The following is a 14,962-nucleotide window of genomic DNA, read 5'->3' on the forward strand; positions in this document are numbered from 1 at the left end:
GATAGATCTTTTACTATTTAAACGGAAACCTTTTTTACGGGTATTAGCACCTCAAAAACTTGATCCTCCGGTAACTCAGAAGTGGCTTCGTCCTGCCAAAGCAGTTCCCAAATATCGCCATCTAAAACTAACTTATGCTCCTTCAAGTAACTCTGGAATCGATTATTGAAGGTGTTAATATGATGGATTTCATCCTTCATAAAACCTGAGACATAATAGCCGGCAGGGCGTGTAACGATTTTTTGTAATTGATATAAATGGAGGCGATCATCCGGAATTTTCACCAAGGCACGATAAGGTGCTGTGTGAAAGTTTTCTTTATAAAAAGCAGCTCCATCCACTAGAAAGCCTATGGGGTAACCGCTAAAAAGATCTTTGCTGTCAACAGAAGAATAGAATCGACCGTAAATTTGCACGGAATCCATCGTGTCGCCGCTTTCGATAATGTCTGAAATGACAAAGGATTCTGTTTCTCGATAGCTGTAGGTAATAGATTCTAGATCGAAGTCTTTTAAGGTTTCATAACGTTCTATGAAACTATCCAAGGAAGTGCGAATGTCTTTCAATTGTTCTATTTGCTGGTCAACTTTACTTCTCTGGCGATAGAACTCCTGGAGAGCGTAGTCTACATTCCGATTTTTTAAAAAGACTTGAATTTCTTCTAAGGGCATTCCGATATTTTTTAACAGCAAAATGACATCTAGTTCAAAGTACTGATCAATTCCGTAATAGCGATAGCCGTTATCGCCCACCTTCACGGGTTTAAACAAGTCGATCTGATCATAATAGATTAAGGTTCGACGGCTAATACCGGCATATTGAGCCATTTCACTGATGGAGAGATATTTTTTCATAAGAATTTTCTCCTTTTGCTTGACTGTAACGTTACGTTACAGTTTATTCTACCATTTGAGAAGGAGGAATAGAAGATGAAATTATTTAAAATCTTTTTCAAGGATTATCGCAAGATGTTCTTGGCAACCTTCATTTTAATGATCTTGCAAGCTGTTGGAACGTTAATGATTCCTTACTATGTTGCTGAAATTATTGATGAAGGTATTTTAATTCAGGATCAAGGAGCAATTTGGCGCAACGGCGGCTTTATGCTGGGTGTAGCCGTACTAACAGGGATTGTATCAATTATTGCCAGTTATTATTCAGCTATTTTAGCCGGTCGTTTCGGCTATTTTTTACGGAAACGTTTAGTCGAAAAGACGCAAAGTTTGTCGCTAGCTGAAATGGAAGAGTTTGGTACTCCGACGCTGTTGGCACGTACAACTAGTGATATTACCAACATTCAGCAAATTTTGATGATGGTATTTCAAATGATTATTCCTGCTCCATTAATCTGTATTGCTTCTATTGTATTAACTGGGGCTATTTCGTGGCGGTTTGTTTGGATTCCGACTCTATCTATCGTGTTGTTCTCGGTTGTGTCATTAGTCGTTATCAAAAAAGCTATTCCATTGGCTGATGTTATGCAGCAAAGAATGGATAAAATGATGCAGGTTTTACGTGAGTTCTACACGGGTGTACGAGTGATTCGGGCTTTTGACAAGACAAAGTTTGAGAAGAAACGTACCGATAATACATTCAGTACTTACGCAGATGTCATGATCCGTGTAAACAAGCTGTTTGCTGTCTTAAATCCGACTGTCAATTTGGTGATGGGGCTTGGGATGACGGCCGTGCTAGCTTTTGGTGGTGTCCTTGTTCTGCAAGGCAATGTGCCAATCGGTAGTTTGACTGCAATTAGTGAGTATACGATTTTGAGTTTATGGTTCTTAACGATGGCCGCAATGGTTATCGTTATGATTCCTAAAGCTTTGGCCTCTTTGGAGCGTATCGGTGAAGTATTAAATAAAGAAGAGGAAATTGTCGATGGATCGAAGGAAAGCTTTGAAGCTGCGCCTGAAGGACCTATTGCTGTTTTTGATCATGTGGATTTTGCCTATAGCGGAGCAGAAGAATCTGTTTTATCAAATATCTCTTTTGACATCCCCAAAGGAATCACGGCCATAGTTGGTGGTACTGGTTCTGGTAAGAGCACAATCGCCAAGGCGATGCTGCGTTTCCGTGACACTTCAAAAGGTGAGATACGTTTTCGAGGGGAACCTATTCGAAATGTTTCGCAAAATGCGCTGCGGGATCGGATTAGCTATGTTCCGCAAAAAGCCTTTTTATTTAGTGGGACGATTGAGGATAATTTCCTCTTCGGTAATCCTGAAGCAACTAGCGAAGAGATGCAAAATGTTGCTAAAATTGCTCAGGCCGAAGAGTTTATTAATGGTTTAGATGGTCAGTATCAAGCGACTGTTGCTCAAAAAGGGAATAATTTTTCTGGCGGGCAAAAGCAACGATTGAGTATTGCACGTGCTTTGATCAAACCAGCTGACTTGTATTTCTTTGATGATAGTTTTTCGGCATTGGATTATCAAACCGATGCGAAATTGCGTCTGGCTTTGAAAAGCTATTTAAAAGATGCCGCGATTGTGATTGTGGCTCAGCGTCTTTCTACTATTAAGGATGCGGATCAAATTATTGTTTTAGAAGAAGGTAAAATTGTAGGTAAAGGGACCCATGAGGAACTGTTAGCTACCTGCAGTGTTTATCAAGAGTTTGCTAAATCTCAAGGGATGGAGGAGAAGAAGCATGAGCATGAAGCAAGTTGATGAAACAATTGATACAGAAATGCCTAAAGACATGAAAAAAACCGGCTTAAGACTATTTAAACTGTTGGCAGAGCAAAAAAGCCGCTTTTTGATTATTATTACCTCTGCGATCTTTTTCGCCGCTCTAATGGCAGTTACGCCGTTGATTTTGGGCTGGGGATTAGATGCTATCATCGCACTGTTCCAAAACAACCAATTTTCGTTGGAGGCGTTAGTCACTGCTCTAACCTGGCCGGTTATCTTCTTGTTTTTAACCTGGATTGGAGTTTCGCTGTTTTCATTACTGCAAGAGTACACTATGGCTAGTGTGGCTGAAACGCTGACCTTGCGACTGCGAAAAACATTGACCGAAAAATTAAACCGTCTGCCGATGAACTTTTTTGATCAGTACAAGACCGGGGATATTTTAACTAGAGCAACGTTGGACTTGGATAAAGTCTCTGAAGTATTGCAAGTAGGCTTGATGCAGTTAATCTCAGCAGTCCTCTCAATTGTGATTGGTTTAGGTCTAATGATCTATTTGAGTCCATTGCTAACTATCGGGATTGTCGTCATTCTTTTGATTAGTTTGTTCTTGACCAATTACTTAGCTAATAAAAACCAAGAATATTTCTCTGAGAACCAGGTGGCTCTTGGGGCTGTGGGAACTAAGGCAGAAGAAAATTATTCTGGCAACTTGGTAATTAAGGCTTACAATCGCCAAAAGGAAACGTTAGAAGAGTTGGATGAATTGAACGAAGCCCAGTTCCAAGCCTTTAAAAAAGCTCAATTTGTTAGCTTTGCTATTAATCCACTAATTCGTTTAATTAACCAGCTAGGATTTGTAACCAGCGCGGTTGTCGGCGGGATTATGGTAATTAACGGTCAACTATCGATCGGGTTGGTGCAAGCTTATTTACAATATGTTAACCAGGTTTCTGAACCGATCACACAAGTTTCTTATGTGATTAACAGCTTGCAAAGTGCCTTTGCTGCTTTGGAAAGAATATTCGAGATTCTAGACTTGGAAGAAGAAAGTGAAGAGCCGCTGACTTTATCTGTTCCTGAAAAAGTTCGCGGTGAGGTGGCCTTCAAGCATGTAGCTTTTGGCTATCAGCCGGAACATTTATTAATGGAGGATGTAAATTTCAAGGTTAAGCCGAAACAGACGGTAGCAATTGTTGGTCCAACTGGTGCCGGTAAAACGACAATGATCAACCTATTGATGCGCTTTTATGATCTGAATGGCGGACAAATTGAAATTGATGGCAAGAACGTCAAACATTTTTCGCGCGCAGCTATTCGCCGCAAGTTCGGAATGGTTCTGCAGGATACTTGGATGTTTGAAGGAACAGTAGCAGATAACATTGCTTATGGAAATCCTGAGGCTACTCGTCAGGAGGTCATACAAGCGGCTAAGGCGGCTCAATGTGATCACTTTATTCGTACGTTGCCGAATGGGTACGATACGATTATATCGTCTGAGGATGGCCAAATTTCCCAAGGTCAGCAGCAGCTCTTAACAATTGCCCGAGCAATTTTAGCTGATCCGCAGATCTTGATCTTAGATGAAGCAACTTCTAGTGTGGATACACGGACTGAGGAAATGATCCAGCAGGCAATGGACCGCTTAACTAGTGAACGAACCAGTTTTGTCATTGCTCACCGTTTGTCTACGATTAAAAACGCTGATTTAATTTTGGTTATGCAAAATGGCTCGATTATAGAGCAAGGGAGTCACCGAACCTTAATGGAAAAAGGCGACTTCTATGCCAATTTGTACAACAGCCAATTTGCCTCAGCATAATCGCAGAAAGCTCGACAAAAATGTCGGGCTTTTTTTGCTTGCAAAAAGGGAAAAAGTTTGTGAAAAACGTTTCATAATGAAAGTATTCAACGGGATTTTCTCGAGTATAAAAAATCTTCTGAAAACTCATTGACTTTTAATTTTGTTCGCGTTATAGTTAATGAAATTAATGAGAGAACCATTAGACTAGAATGAAGACAAGGAGCCGTTCACATGCGCAAGTATACTCAAATGAATCAAATCGTCTTATTAATTATTGAGTACAGGACTTAGAACACCGGAGGAATGTTTATCCGAATGTTTGAGTCCTATTTGCGTTAAGGAATGGGATTCTTGCAAAAGCATCCCACTTTATTGTTGGGATGCTTTTTTAAATGGAATGGGAGATGGAACGTATGAGAAGTGATCAGATTAAAAAAGGAATCGATGCAGCACCCGCCCGGAGCTTGCTTTATGCGACGGGGCAAGTAAAAAATATTGAAGATATGAACAAACCGTTTATTGCGATTTGCAATTCGTACATTGATATAGTACCTGGACACGTTCATTTGAGAGAATTAGCAGATGTAGCAAAGGAAGCGATTCGTGAAGCTGGCGGTATTCCTTTTGAATTTAATACGATTGGTGTCGACGACGGGATTGCTATGGGGCACATTGGGATGCGTTATTCCTTGCCCAGCCGTGAGTTGATCGCTGATTCAGCTGAAACTGTAATCAATGCTCACTGGTTTGATGGAGTTTTCTACATTCCAAATTGCGACAAGATCACACCTGGCATGATCATGGCAGCTATGCGGACCAATGTACCGGCAATTTTTTGCTCTGGTGGCCCGATGAAGGCGGGGATTGATCCAACTGGTCACCAAACGACATTATCTTCTATGTTTGAAGCAGTAGGCGCCTTTAAGGAAGGTCAAATGTCAGAAAAAGACTTTACCTTTATGGAACAAAATGCTTGTCCAACTTGTGGATCATGTGCAGGGATGTTTACTGCTAACTCTATGAACTGTTTATTGGAAATGTTAGGACTGGCTCTTCCAGGAAACGGCACAATCTTGGCAGTATCTGACGAACGTCGAGAACTAGTTAAAAAGTCAGCAGTTCAATTGATGGACTTAGTGAAAAAGCAAATTAAACCACGAGATATCGTGACTAAAGAAGCCATTGACGATGCTTTTGCTTTAGACATGGCGATGGGTGGTTCAACAAATACAGTCTTGCATACATTGGCAATTGCTAATGAAGCAGAAATCGACTACAACCAAGAAGACATCAATGAAATTGCTAAGAGGGTTCCATACTTATCTAAAATAGCACCTTCATCAGCTTATTCAATGCATGATGTACATGAAGCTGGCGGGGTTCCTGCAATTATTAATGAATTAGTTTCGATCGATGGAGCGATTCATCCCGATCGGATCACAGTTACAGGTAAGACCTTACGCGAGAGTGTCAAAGACTGGACTATCAAAAATGAAGAAGTGATTCATCCGAAAGAGAATCCTTACAGCCCAGTTGGCGGCTTGTCTATTCTATACGGCAACATTGCTCCTGAGGGCAGTGTCATTAAGGTCGGGGGTGTAGATCCAAGTATTAAAGTATTCAAGGGTAAAGCTATCTGTTTCAGCTCTCATGACGAAGCGGTTGAAGCAATTGATAACCATACGGTCGGCAAAGGACATGTAGTAGTTATTCGTTATGAAGGTCCTAAGGGCGGACCAGGGATGCCTGAAATGCTGGCTCCTACCTCAAGTATTGTTGGTCGCGGCTTAGGAAAAGATGTCGCTTTAATTACCGATGGTCGTTTCTCAGGTGCCACTCGTGGGATAGCAGTCGGACACGTTTCTCCTGAAGCAGCAGCGGGTGGTCCATTAGCTTTAGTACAAGATGGTGATACGATTACGATTGATTTAACCAACCGTACCTTAAATGCTGAAATTTCAGAAGAAGAAATGATGAAACGCAAAGATCAACTTGTGAAATTTGAACCAAAAGTGAAGAAAGGCTGGTTGGCCCGCTATTCTGCACTTGTAACTTCGGCACACACCGGCGGTATTATGAAACTACCAGAAGATTAGGAGGAATCGTTATGGAAAAAGTAGAGACCAAAGCGCAGCAGCGGGAAAAGATGTCAGGGGCAAAACTGCTCTTAGATTGTTTGCACAAACAAGGCGTAGAAATTATCTTCGGTTACCCTGGAGGATCTGTTCTGCCTTTATATGACGCACTTTATGATGAAACTACGATTCCCAATATCCTGACTCGCCATGAGCAAGGAGCGGTTCACGCTGCAGAAGGCTACGCTAAAGCTACAGGAAAACCAGGCGTTGTTATTGTGACCAGTGGACCAGGAGCTACCAACGCTGTGACAGGAATTGCTGACGCAATGAGTGACTCGGTTCCGTTGATAGTAATTACCGGACAAGTAACGACACCAGGTATTGGTAAAGATGCATTTCAGGAAGCAGATGTTCTAGGAATTACCTTACCAATCACTAAAAATAATTATCAGGTTCGCGATATTGAAGAGCTGCCGAAGATTGTGCATGAAGCTTTCCATATTGCCACAACTGGCCGCAAGGGTCCCGTGGTAATTGATTTGCCTAAGGATATGACTGTCCTGGAAGCTTATGCGGAATGTGATAATGTAGTACACCTTGAAAGTTATCAGCCCAACACAGTCCCTTCAAAGATGCAGATTGAGCGGCTGATGAAGCAGTTTTCTAAAGCGAAAAAGCCAGTTATTCTAGCTGGTGGTGGAGTAGTAGCAGCTGATGGCAGCGAAGAATTTCGTGAGTTAATCGAGCGTTATCAAGTTCCAGTTGTTTCTAGTTTGCTTGGATTGGGCGTCTTCCCTCATGAACATGAGCTGTTCTTGGGAATGGGAGGTATGCATGGCACGTTCGCGGCTAACATGGCAATGATGGAAACTGATTTTCTGCTTAGCATCGGATGCCGTTTTGACGATCGGATTGCTACCAATCCAGAAGCTTTTGCTAAAGATGCTGTAATTGCGCATATCGATATTGATCCAGTCGAAATCGGGAAAATTATTCCGACAGACATTCCGATTGTGGGAGATGCTAAAATTGCTTTGCAGCAAATGCTGGACAAAAAAGTGGAAAAACCTGAATGCAGTGAGTGGCTAGCGCTTTGTGCTGAAAGAAAAGCAAAATATCCATTGCAATATACCGACAGTAATGAGACGATTAAACCACAGAAAGTTATTGAGATTGTCGCAGATATTACGGAAGGCGAGTCATTTGTGGTTACGGATGTTGGTCAGCATCAAATGTGGGTGGCTCAATTTTATCCCTTCCGCTTCCCTAAACAACTAATCACCAGCGGGGGACTAGGCACGATGGGTTATGGTATTCCGGCAGGGATTGGTGCTAAGTTTGGTGAGAAGGATCGTTCGGTAGTGGTTTTTGTGGGCGATGGTGGTTTCCAAATGACCAATCAGGAATTGGCTATTTTAAATATTTACAACTTGGACATTAAGTTTGTCTTGATGAACAATCATTCGCTAGGCATGGTTCGGCAGTGGCAAGAGCGCTTCTTCAATGAACGTCGCTCTCAATCTGTAATGGATGACCAACCGGACTTTATGAAACTGGCTGAAGCTTATGGGATATCAGGCATGAAGATCTCTGAGCCTGGTAAGTTGGATGAACAACTGCGGGAAGCCTTCGCAACAGAAGGTCCGATGTTGATTGAAGTAATCGTGGACAATCGGGAACAGGTTCTGCCAATGATTCCGGCAGGCCAACCAAACGATCACATGTTGGGGGTGGAATAAGATGCGCAGAATGATTACAGCTAAAGTGCACAACCAATCAGGAACATTGAGTCGAATCACCAGTATCTTGAACCGCAGACAGGTAAACATTGAAAATATTTCAGTGGGAACCACTGAGGTGGAAGGCGTTTCACGTCTGACGATGATGATCCAAGCCGATACTTTAGCGGAAGTAGAACAGGTAACTAAACAGCTGAACAAACAAATTGCGGTAGTGAAAGTTTCTGACATTACCGATGAACCCCATTTGGAACGTGAGCTGGCCTTAATTAAGGTGAATGCTCCAGCCCCAATTCGTTCAGAGATTCAAGCAATGATCGATCCGTTTCGGGCTGACATTGTTGATGTATCATTGAAATCAATCGTGGTGCAAGTAGCCGGATCAACTGACAAAGTGAACGCCTGCATTGATGTATTAAAACCCTATGGAATCAAACAAATGGCACGTACCGGTGTTACCGGATTTACCAGAGGTTAATCGCAAATTTTGCTTTTAATAGATAGTTTAAAAACGGAGGAGAATAAATTTATGGTTAAAGTTTATTATGACGATTCAGTAGCAAAAGATGTATTAGAAGGAAAAACAATTACAATAGTTGGTTATGGTTCTCAAGGCCATGCCCACGCTCAAAATTTGCGTGATACAGGTCATGAAGTAATTATCGGCGCTCGTGAAGGTAAATCAGCTGACGCAGCCCGCGAAGACGGCTTTGAAGTATTACCTGTAAATGAAGCAACTAAAAAAGCTGAAGTTGTGATGATTTTAGCACCAGACGAAATCCAAGGTGATTTGTACGAAAATGAAATCAAACCTAACTTAGTGGCTGGCAATGCATTGGCTTTTGCTCATGGCTTCAATATCCACTTTGATGTAATTGAACCACCAAAAGACGTGGATGTTTTCTTAGTAGCACCAAAAGGACCAGGACATTTAGTTCGTCGTACCTTTACTGAAGGTTTTGCGGTACCCGCTTTATTCGCTGTCTACCAAGACGCAACAGGAAATGCTCAAGAAGTTGCATTGTCTTATGCTAAAGGCATCGGCGCAACTCGGGTAGGTGTTTTGGAAACAACCTTTAAAGAAGAAACTGAAACTGATTTATTCGGTGAGCAAGCAGTATTGTGCGGCGGCTTAACCAGCATGATCGAAGCAGGCTTTGAAACATTAGTTGAAGCAGGCTACCAACCTGAATTGGCTTACTTTGAAGTTTGTCATGAAATGAAATTGATCATCGACTTGATTTACGAAGGCGGCTTCGGAAAAATGCGCGATTCAATCTCTAATACTGCTGAATACGGCGATTATGTATCAGGACCTCGCGTAATCACTGAACAAGCAAAAGCAAACATGAAAGAAGTTTTAACCGATATCCAAAACGGCAACTTTGCTAACGGATTTATCGAAGACAATAAAAAAGGCTTCCCTGAATTCAAGAAAATGCGTGAAGAAAGTGCCGGACATCAAATTGAAAAAGTTGGCGCTGAATTACGTAAAATGATGCCATTTGTATCTCGTAAAGACTAATTAGATAGGGAGTGTGGAAGATGGAAATCGTCAAAGATAGTGATGTGCGAACTGCCTATCAGCTGTTGAAAAACGCAGTCACACATACCCCGCTCCAGTATGATCGTTACCTGTCGGAAAAATATCAAGCTAACGTATTGTTTAAGCGTGAGGACTTGCAAAAAGTCCGCTCGTTTAAACTGCGGGGCGCTTATTATGCCATCAAGAAATTACCGGCTGCTGAATTGCAAAAAGGCGTTGTTTGTGCCAGTGCAGGAAATCATGCACAAGGCGTGGCCTACACGTGTAAGGAGTTAAACTCGCATGCTGCGATTTTTATGCCTAGCACAACTCCGCAGCAAAAGGTTTCCCAGGTTCAGTTTTTCGGTGGCGACAATGTTGAAATCTTCTTAATTGGTGATACCTTTGACGCTTCGGCAACGGCAGCCCGTAAATACTGCGAAGAAAACAACATGACCTTTATTGACCCTTTTAACGATCCAAATATCATTGCTGGTCAAGGAACCTTGGCTTTAGAGATGATGACGGATGCGGAAAGAGAAGGCTTCAAACCAGATTATGTCTTAGCAGCGATTGGCGGCGGCGGTTTAATCAGCGGGGTTTCTTCTTATGTGAAGAATACTTCACCGACAACTAAAGTAATCGGCGTTGAACCAGCTGGAGCTCCTTCGATGCAAGCAGCTTTTGATAATGAAGGACCAATTGAATTGAATGAAATCGACAAATTCGTTGATGGTGCGGCTGTCAAAAAAGTTGGCGAGATTACTTATACCCACGCCAACAAATATGTGGATGGTTTAGTTACAGTAGACGAAGGTTTAGTTTGTTCAACCATTTTAGAGATGTATGGCAAGCAGGCGATTATTGCTGAACCGGCTGGTGCATTGAGTGTGGCAGCTTTGGAACCGTTGAAAGACGAGATCAAAGGGAAAACGGTCATTTGCATTATCAGCGGAGGCAACAATGATATCAATCGTATGGCTGAAATCGAAGAACGTTCGCTGATGTATGAAGGCTTGAAACATTATTTTGTGGTTAGCTTTCCACAGCGTCCGGGCGCGTTGAAGGAATTTGTTACTGAGGTATTAGGACCAGATGATGATATTACGCGATTTGAGTACACAAAAAAAGTCAATCGTGGAGCTGGACCGGTAATCTTAGGTATTTTGCTGAAACGTAAAGAAGATCTGCCAGCGTTGTTGAAGAACATTGAACAATTTGATCCGAATTACATTGATTTGAGTGAAAACCAGACATTGTATGGTTTATTAGTATAAAAATAGAGGCTCTTGATCCTTAGCAAAAGGGATCGAGAAGCCTCTTTTTTTAGTCGATCAACTGATACTGATCGTTGAAATAGTTTTTGTAGGCACTATAGCCGCCGATAATTGCTCCTAGGCTAGTAGCCGACAATAGCATAAAAGTCACCATGATTTGATATTTGATGGCATGAACCGGGTCCAAACCAGCAAAAATCAAACCTGACATCATTCCTGGTAAACTAACCAGCCCCACCGTTTTAGCTGAATCAATTGTTGGCTGCATTGCCGTTTTAATACTGCGTTGTAGAATTGGTTGAGCGGCTAATTTTACTGAAGCCCCTAACGCTAATTTTTCCAAAACTTGCTGCCGTTGATCGTGAAACTGAGTATTTAAGTTCCGGTAACATAAGCCGATCGCTACCATGGAGTTGCTGGCAATCATGCCAGTAATTGGGACAATTTGTGACGGAATAAATTGAATAGCTCCGGAAAGAATCAATACCCCCAAGGTTACATAGGTGCTGATTAAGATAGCTGCCAATGAGTGGATGTATTTTTTGTGCTGGCTGGAATTTCGTTTGTGAGCGTTCCAAGCAGCATTAAATACGATGAATAAACTCATGGCTGTGGTAAGTATATTATTGTCGACTTGGAATATATACTTTAAGACATAACCTACGATTACCAGTTGAATGACTGCCCGCAGGATGCTGAAAAAGATATCTTTAGATAGATCTAGTTTTTCCTTATAACTAATTGCCACAGCGATTAGGACTAAACCAAAGGAAAGTACCAGCGATAAATTATTGACGGATAGGTTCATGGTCTAATTTCCCTCCTTTAATCCAAATAATCTTTTCAGCAGCTTGTATCTCAGCTTCGTCGTGAGTAACCTGCAAAATCGTGACTTGCTTTTGATGGATATGGGCAATTAATTGCTGAATGATGGCTTTATTTTGTTCATCTAAACCTACTGTGACTTCATCTAGCAATAAAATTTTCGGCAAGAATAGAATATTGCGAATTAAGGCTACCCGCTGTCTTTCACCGCCAGAAAGCTGAGTGATAGGTTTATCAAGGTAATCCTGAGGCAAATCCACCATTTCTAAATGCTGCAGCATGGTTTGCTGGTCTGGATTTTTTTCTCTTATTAAATAGGGAAAGTCCAGGTTATCACGAACGGTATCACCAAATAAAGTCGGCTGCTGGAAACAATAAGAAACCAGTTGACGGTATTCGGTATACAGATATTCGTTCTGTTTCTTTCCATTAAAGATAATGTCGCCTGAGGTAGGTGTTGCCAACGAAGCGATCAGACGCAGCAGGGTACTTTTTCCACCGCCGGATGGTCCGGAAATAGTGAGAAAATCAGATTCTTTAACGTCTAAATTAATGTGATCAATAATTAACTGCTGTTGCGGTTGATAACAAATGTTTTTTAATTCTAACAAAGACATGGCTAAAATCCTTTCTGTTTAACGGGGAACGATAACGAACAGCTCGGGATGATTTTCCACTACCAGCTGTTTTACATGATAATTAGGATGATCAATAAAATGGCTAGTCGCCTGATATCGGTTTAGAAAATATTCTTGGATTTGCTCTTCTGTCCACTGACGGGCTGGGAAATGCCAGAATTTCGTCCCATTTTCCATTACGAAGACAAAACTAGAGCTCCAAGCATTTTTGATTTCCTCGGGAATGTGTGAGAGTTGTTGTTCAAAAACTTGCATAGCGATTCCTCCTAAAGCGTTAGTTTATTGAGAGACTTGTTGTCCCATTTTTGATTTATTTGAAATTAAGCGTGAACGTCCTTCAGTTTTGACTAAAGTCTTTAATTCCTTCAAGGCATCTTTGGCTATCCATTGTTTCGCTTTTGAAGAATCCACCTGAAGTTCTTCGGCCATTTCAATACATAGCGATTTGCTTTCTAGGCTGACTTTCCCTAATTCCCGCAAAGCCCAAGAAGCGGCTTTTTTCACTAAGAGACGCTCATCATCGGCATACTGCTGAATCAGTTGCAGATAACTGCTAATTTCATTAATCGAAAGTTTGGCATGGGTAGAAGTGTTGGCAATCAGAGTAAAAGCGGCTCTTTTCTGATAAAGCTGATCCGAAGTAATCCACTGGCGAATGTATTCGTCAAAATTCTTCTTGATGACAATGGTCTTGCACAAGAGGTCGCAGAGATCCCAAGAATGCACACCATTCATTAAAGCAATAATGTCTTCATTTGTACAATCTTTCGGTTTTAAAGCAAGAATCGTCAGCATCTTGCATTCATGATAACCCGTTTCCCATAATTGCAGCAGAAAGTCTTTGTCTTTTGGCAGCTGTTTGGCGAACTTTCTAAGCGCTGGAGTAGCCACGCCAATCGCATCCTCAGCGGGGATCCCCAGTTTAATGACATTTTGTTTGTATTTATCTGAAGCATTCTCTTGCAGGTACTGAATAATTTCCTCGATTGTCACAGCACACCTCGTTTTATTTTCTATTATCCCTCACTCTGGATTTTTCGTCTATTGAAAGTTCAAGACAAATCATTTTGAGTTTGACCAATTTTGATGTATGATGTGTTCACGGTTACTTACAGATAGTAACAAGTGTAAATCTTTTCATTTTTTCACGAAAAGCTATATACTATAACCGTGAGTTCAAAAGAGCTCAATTCATCTAGGAGGTTTGTATTATTATGGGAAAAGAACATTATGATAGAAGTAAACCACACGTTAATATTGGTACCATCGGACACGTCGACCATGGGAAAACCACATTAACAGCAGCAATTACAACGGTACTAGGCAAAAAAGGTCTTGCAAACCCTCAGGACTATGCAAGTATCGATGCTGCACCTGAAGAACGTGAACGCGGAATCACTATCAATACTGCCCACGTTGAATATGAAACTGAAAAACGCCACTATGCGCATATCGATGCTCCAGGACACGCGGACTACGTGAAGAACATGATCACTGGTGCTGCTCAAATGGACGGAGCAATCTTGGTTGTTTCAGCAACTGATGGCCCTATGCCGCAAACTCGTGAACACATTCTATTATCCCGTCAAGTTGGGGTTAAATATTTGATCGTCTTCTTAAACAAAGTTGATCTAGTTGATGATGAAGAATTAATCGACTTGGTTGAAATGGAAGTTCGTGAATTGTTAACTGAATATGGTTTCCCAGGTGATGATATTCCTGTCTTGAAGGGATCTGCTTTGAAAGCTTTAGAAGGCGATGCTGAACAAGAACAAGTAATCTTGGACCTAATGGATACTGTTGATGAATATATTCCAACACCAGAACGTGACAACGACAAACCATTATTGTTGCCAGTGGAAGATGTCTTCTCAATTACTGGACGTGGTACTGTTGCATCTGGACGTATCGACCGTGGTAAAGTAAATGTCGGCGATGAAATTGAAATCGTTGGGATTAAACCTGAAACTCAAAAAGCGGTTGTTACTGGACTAGAAATGTTCCGTAAGACATTGGATTACGGTGAAGCTGGAGACAACGTTGGTATTCTATTACGTGGGATCACCCGTGATCAAATCGAACGTGGTCAAGTTATTGCTAAACCTGGTTCAATTACACCACATACTAAGTTCAAGGCTGAAGTATATGTGTTGTCGAAAGAAGAAGGTGGCCGTCATACGCCATTCTTTAACAACTATCGTCCACAATTCTACTTCCGTACAACAGACGTTACCGGTAACATTGTTTTACCAGAGGATACTGAAATGGTTATGCCTGGGGACAATGTGACAATCGAAGTTGATTTGATTCACCCAATCGCAGTAGAAAAAGGGACAACTTTCTCTATTCGTGAAGGTGGACGGACTGTTGGTTCAGGTATCGTAACTGAAATTGACGACTAATTACTGAGAAAGCACCGCAGCCGCGGTGCTTTTTTTCT

Annotated in this window: 13 protein-coding genes; 8 read left to right on the forward strand and 5 right to left on the reverse strand. The window is 41.6% G+C overall.

All coding sequences use genetic code 11. The annotated features are described in order from the left end of the window. Positions 1–17: 17 nt before the first annotated feature. Complete coding sequence (locus JZO70_RS04620; RefSeq protein ID WP_207672375.1) at positions 18–854, reverse strand: MerR family transcriptional regulator; 837 nt, start codon at positions 852–854, stop codon at positions 18–20. A 75-nt stretch (positions 855–929) separates the two neighbouring features. On the opposite strand from JZO70_RS04620, the gene JZO70_RS04625 reads away from it, so the two are divergent. From JZO70_RS04625 to ilvA, 7 genes are all read left to right on the forward strand, one after another. Continuing rightward, positions 930–2,672, forward strand: coding sequence for an ABC transporter ATP-binding protein (locus JZO70_RS04625; RefSeq protein ID WP_207672376.1), 1,743 nt, complete (start codon positions 930–932; stop codon positions 2,670–2,672). After that, complete coding sequence (locus JZO70_RS04630) at positions 2,653–4,458, forward strand: ABC transporter ATP-binding protein (RefSeq protein WP_207672377.1); 1,806 nt, start codon at positions 2,653–2,655, stop codon at positions 4,456–4,458. Before JZO70_RS04625 ends, JZO70_RS04630 begins: the two co-directional genes overlap by 20 nt. A gap of 395 nt (positions 4,459–4,853) precedes the next feature. After that, a complete protein-coding gene (gene ilvD, locus JZO70_RS04635) occupies positions 4,854–6,536 on the forward strand; it encodes a dihydroxy-acid dehydratase (protein WP_207672378.1) in 1,683 nt (560 codons plus the stop codon). An 11-nt stretch (positions 6,537–6,547) separates the two neighbouring features. Beyond that, the gene (gene ilvB / locus JZO70_RS04640; protein WP_207672379.1) at positions 6,548–8,257 is read left to right on the forward strand and encodes a biosynthetic-type acetolactate synthase large subunit; all 1,710 of its coding nucleotides are present in this window, start codon (positions 6,548–6,550) and stop codon (positions 8,255–8,257) included. A gap of 1 nt (position 8,258) precedes the next feature. Continuing rightward, a complete protein-coding gene (gene ilvN, locus JZO70_RS04645) occupies positions 8,259–8,735 on the forward strand; it encodes an acetolactate synthase small subunit (protein WP_207672380.1) in 477 nt (158 codons plus the stop codon). A gap of 51 nt (positions 8,736–8,786) precedes the next feature. Continuing rightward, entirely contained in the window at positions 8,787–9,782 is a 996-nt protein-coding gene (gene ilvC / locus JZO70_RS04650) for a ketol-acid reductoisomerase (protein WP_207672381.1), read from the forward strand. Positions 9,783–9,802: 20 nt separating this feature from the next. Continuing rightward, the gene (gene ilvA, locus JZO70_RS04655; protein WP_207672382.1) at positions 9,803–11,059 is read left to right on the forward strand and encodes a threonine ammonia-lyase IlvA; all 1,257 of its coding nucleotides are present in this window, start codon (positions 9,803–9,805) and stop codon (positions 11,057–11,059) included. Between the two features lie 49 nt (positions 11,060–11,108). Here ilvA and JZO70_RS04660 read toward each other — a convergent pair whose 3' ends face one another. The 4 genes from JZO70_RS04660 to JZO70_RS04675 are packed head-to-tail and all read right to left on the reverse strand — an operon-like array spanning position 11,109 to position 13,515. After that, entirely contained in the window at positions 11,109–11,867 is a 759-nt protein-coding gene (locus JZO70_RS04660) for an ABC transporter permease (protein WP_207672383.1), read from the reverse strand. Further along, positions 11,848–12,501, reverse strand: a complete 654-nt coding sequence (locus tag JZO70_RS04665) for an ABC transporter ATP-binding protein (protein ID WP_207672384.1) — start codon at positions 12,499–12,501, stop codon at positions 11,848–11,850. The genes JZO70_RS04660 and JZO70_RS04665 overlap by 20 nt, the downstream gene beginning before the upstream one ends. A gap of 18 nt (positions 12,502–12,519) precedes the next feature. Continuing rightward, positions 12,520–12,777 carry a hypothetical protein gene (locus JZO70_RS04670; RefSeq protein ID WP_207672385.1) on the reverse strand — a complete coding sequence of 86 codons (258 nt, stop codon included), beginning with the start codon at positions 12,775–12,777 and terminating at the stop codon, positions 12,520–12,522. Between the two features lie 24 nt (positions 12,778–12,801). Continuing rightward, the gene (locus tag JZO70_RS04675) at positions 12,802–13,515 is read right to left on the reverse strand and encodes a DNA alkylation repair protein (RefSeq protein ID WP_207672386.1); all 714 of its coding nucleotides are present in this window, start codon (positions 13,513–13,515) and stop codon (positions 12,802–12,804) included. A gap of 221 nt (positions 13,516–13,736) precedes the next feature. Here JZO70_RS04675 and tuf point away from each other — a divergent pair, with 221 nt between their 5' ends. Then, positions 13,737–14,924 (forward strand): elongation factor Tu, encoded by a 1,188-nt coding sequence (gene tuf / locus JZO70_RS04680; RefSeq protein WP_207672387.1) that lies wholly within the window; start codon positions 13,737–13,739, stop codon positions 14,922–14,924. The last annotated feature ends 38 nt before the right edge of the window (positions 14,925–14,962 follow it).

The organism is Candidatus Enterococcus moelleringii, from assembly GCF_017377575.1.
Classification (GTDB): domain Bacteria; phylum Bacillota; class Bacilli; order Lactobacillales; family Enterococcaceae; genus Enterococcus_A; species Enterococcus_A moelleringii.

Bases quoted from the DNA above. Each gene is read 5' to 3' on its own strand.
- JZO70_RS04620 (WP_207672375.1), bottom strand. From the start codon at position 854: ATGAAAAAATATCTCTCCATCAGTGAAATGGCTCAATATGCCGGTATT.
- JZO70_RS04625 (WP_207672376.1), top strand. From the start codon at position 930: ATGAAATTATTTAAAATCTTTTTCAAGGATTATCGCAAGATGTTCTTG.
- JZO70_RS04630 (WP_207672377.1), top strand. From the start codon at position 2,653: ATGAGCATGAAGCAAGTTGATGAAACAATTGATACAGAAATGCCTAAA.
- ilvD (WP_207672378.1), top strand. From the start codon at position 4,854: ATGAGAAGTGATCAGATTAAAAAAGGAATCGATGCAGCACCCGCCCGG.
- ilvB (WP_207672379.1), top strand. From the start codon at position 6,548: ATGGAAAAAGTAGAGACCAAAGCGCAGCAGCGGGAAAAGATGTCAGGG.
- ilvN (WP_207672380.1), top strand. From the start codon at position 8,259: ATGCGCAGAATGATTACAGCTAAAGTGCACAACCAATCAGGAACATTG.
- ilvC (WP_207672381.1), top strand. From the start codon at position 8,787: ATGGTTAAAGTTTATTATGACGATTCAGTAGCAAAAGATGTATTAGAA.
- ilvA (WP_207672382.1), top strand. From the start codon at position 9,803: ATGGAAATCGTCAAAGATAGTGATGTGCGAACTGCCTATCAGCTGTTG.
- JZO70_RS04660 (WP_207672383.1), bottom strand. From the start codon at position 11,867: ATGAACCTATCCGTCAATAATTTATCGCTGGTACTTTCCTTTGGTTTA.
- JZO70_RS04665 (WP_207672384.1), bottom strand. From the start codon at position 12,501: ATGTCTTTGTTAGAATTAAAAAACATTTGTTATCAACCGCAACAGCAG.
- JZO70_RS04670 (WP_207672385.1), bottom strand. From the start codon at position 12,777: ATGCAAGTTTTTGAACAACAACTCTCACACATTCCCGAGGAAATCAAA.
- tuf (WP_207672387.1), top strand. From the start codon at position 13,737: ATGGGAAAAGAACATTATGATAGAAGTAAACCACACGTTAATATTGGT.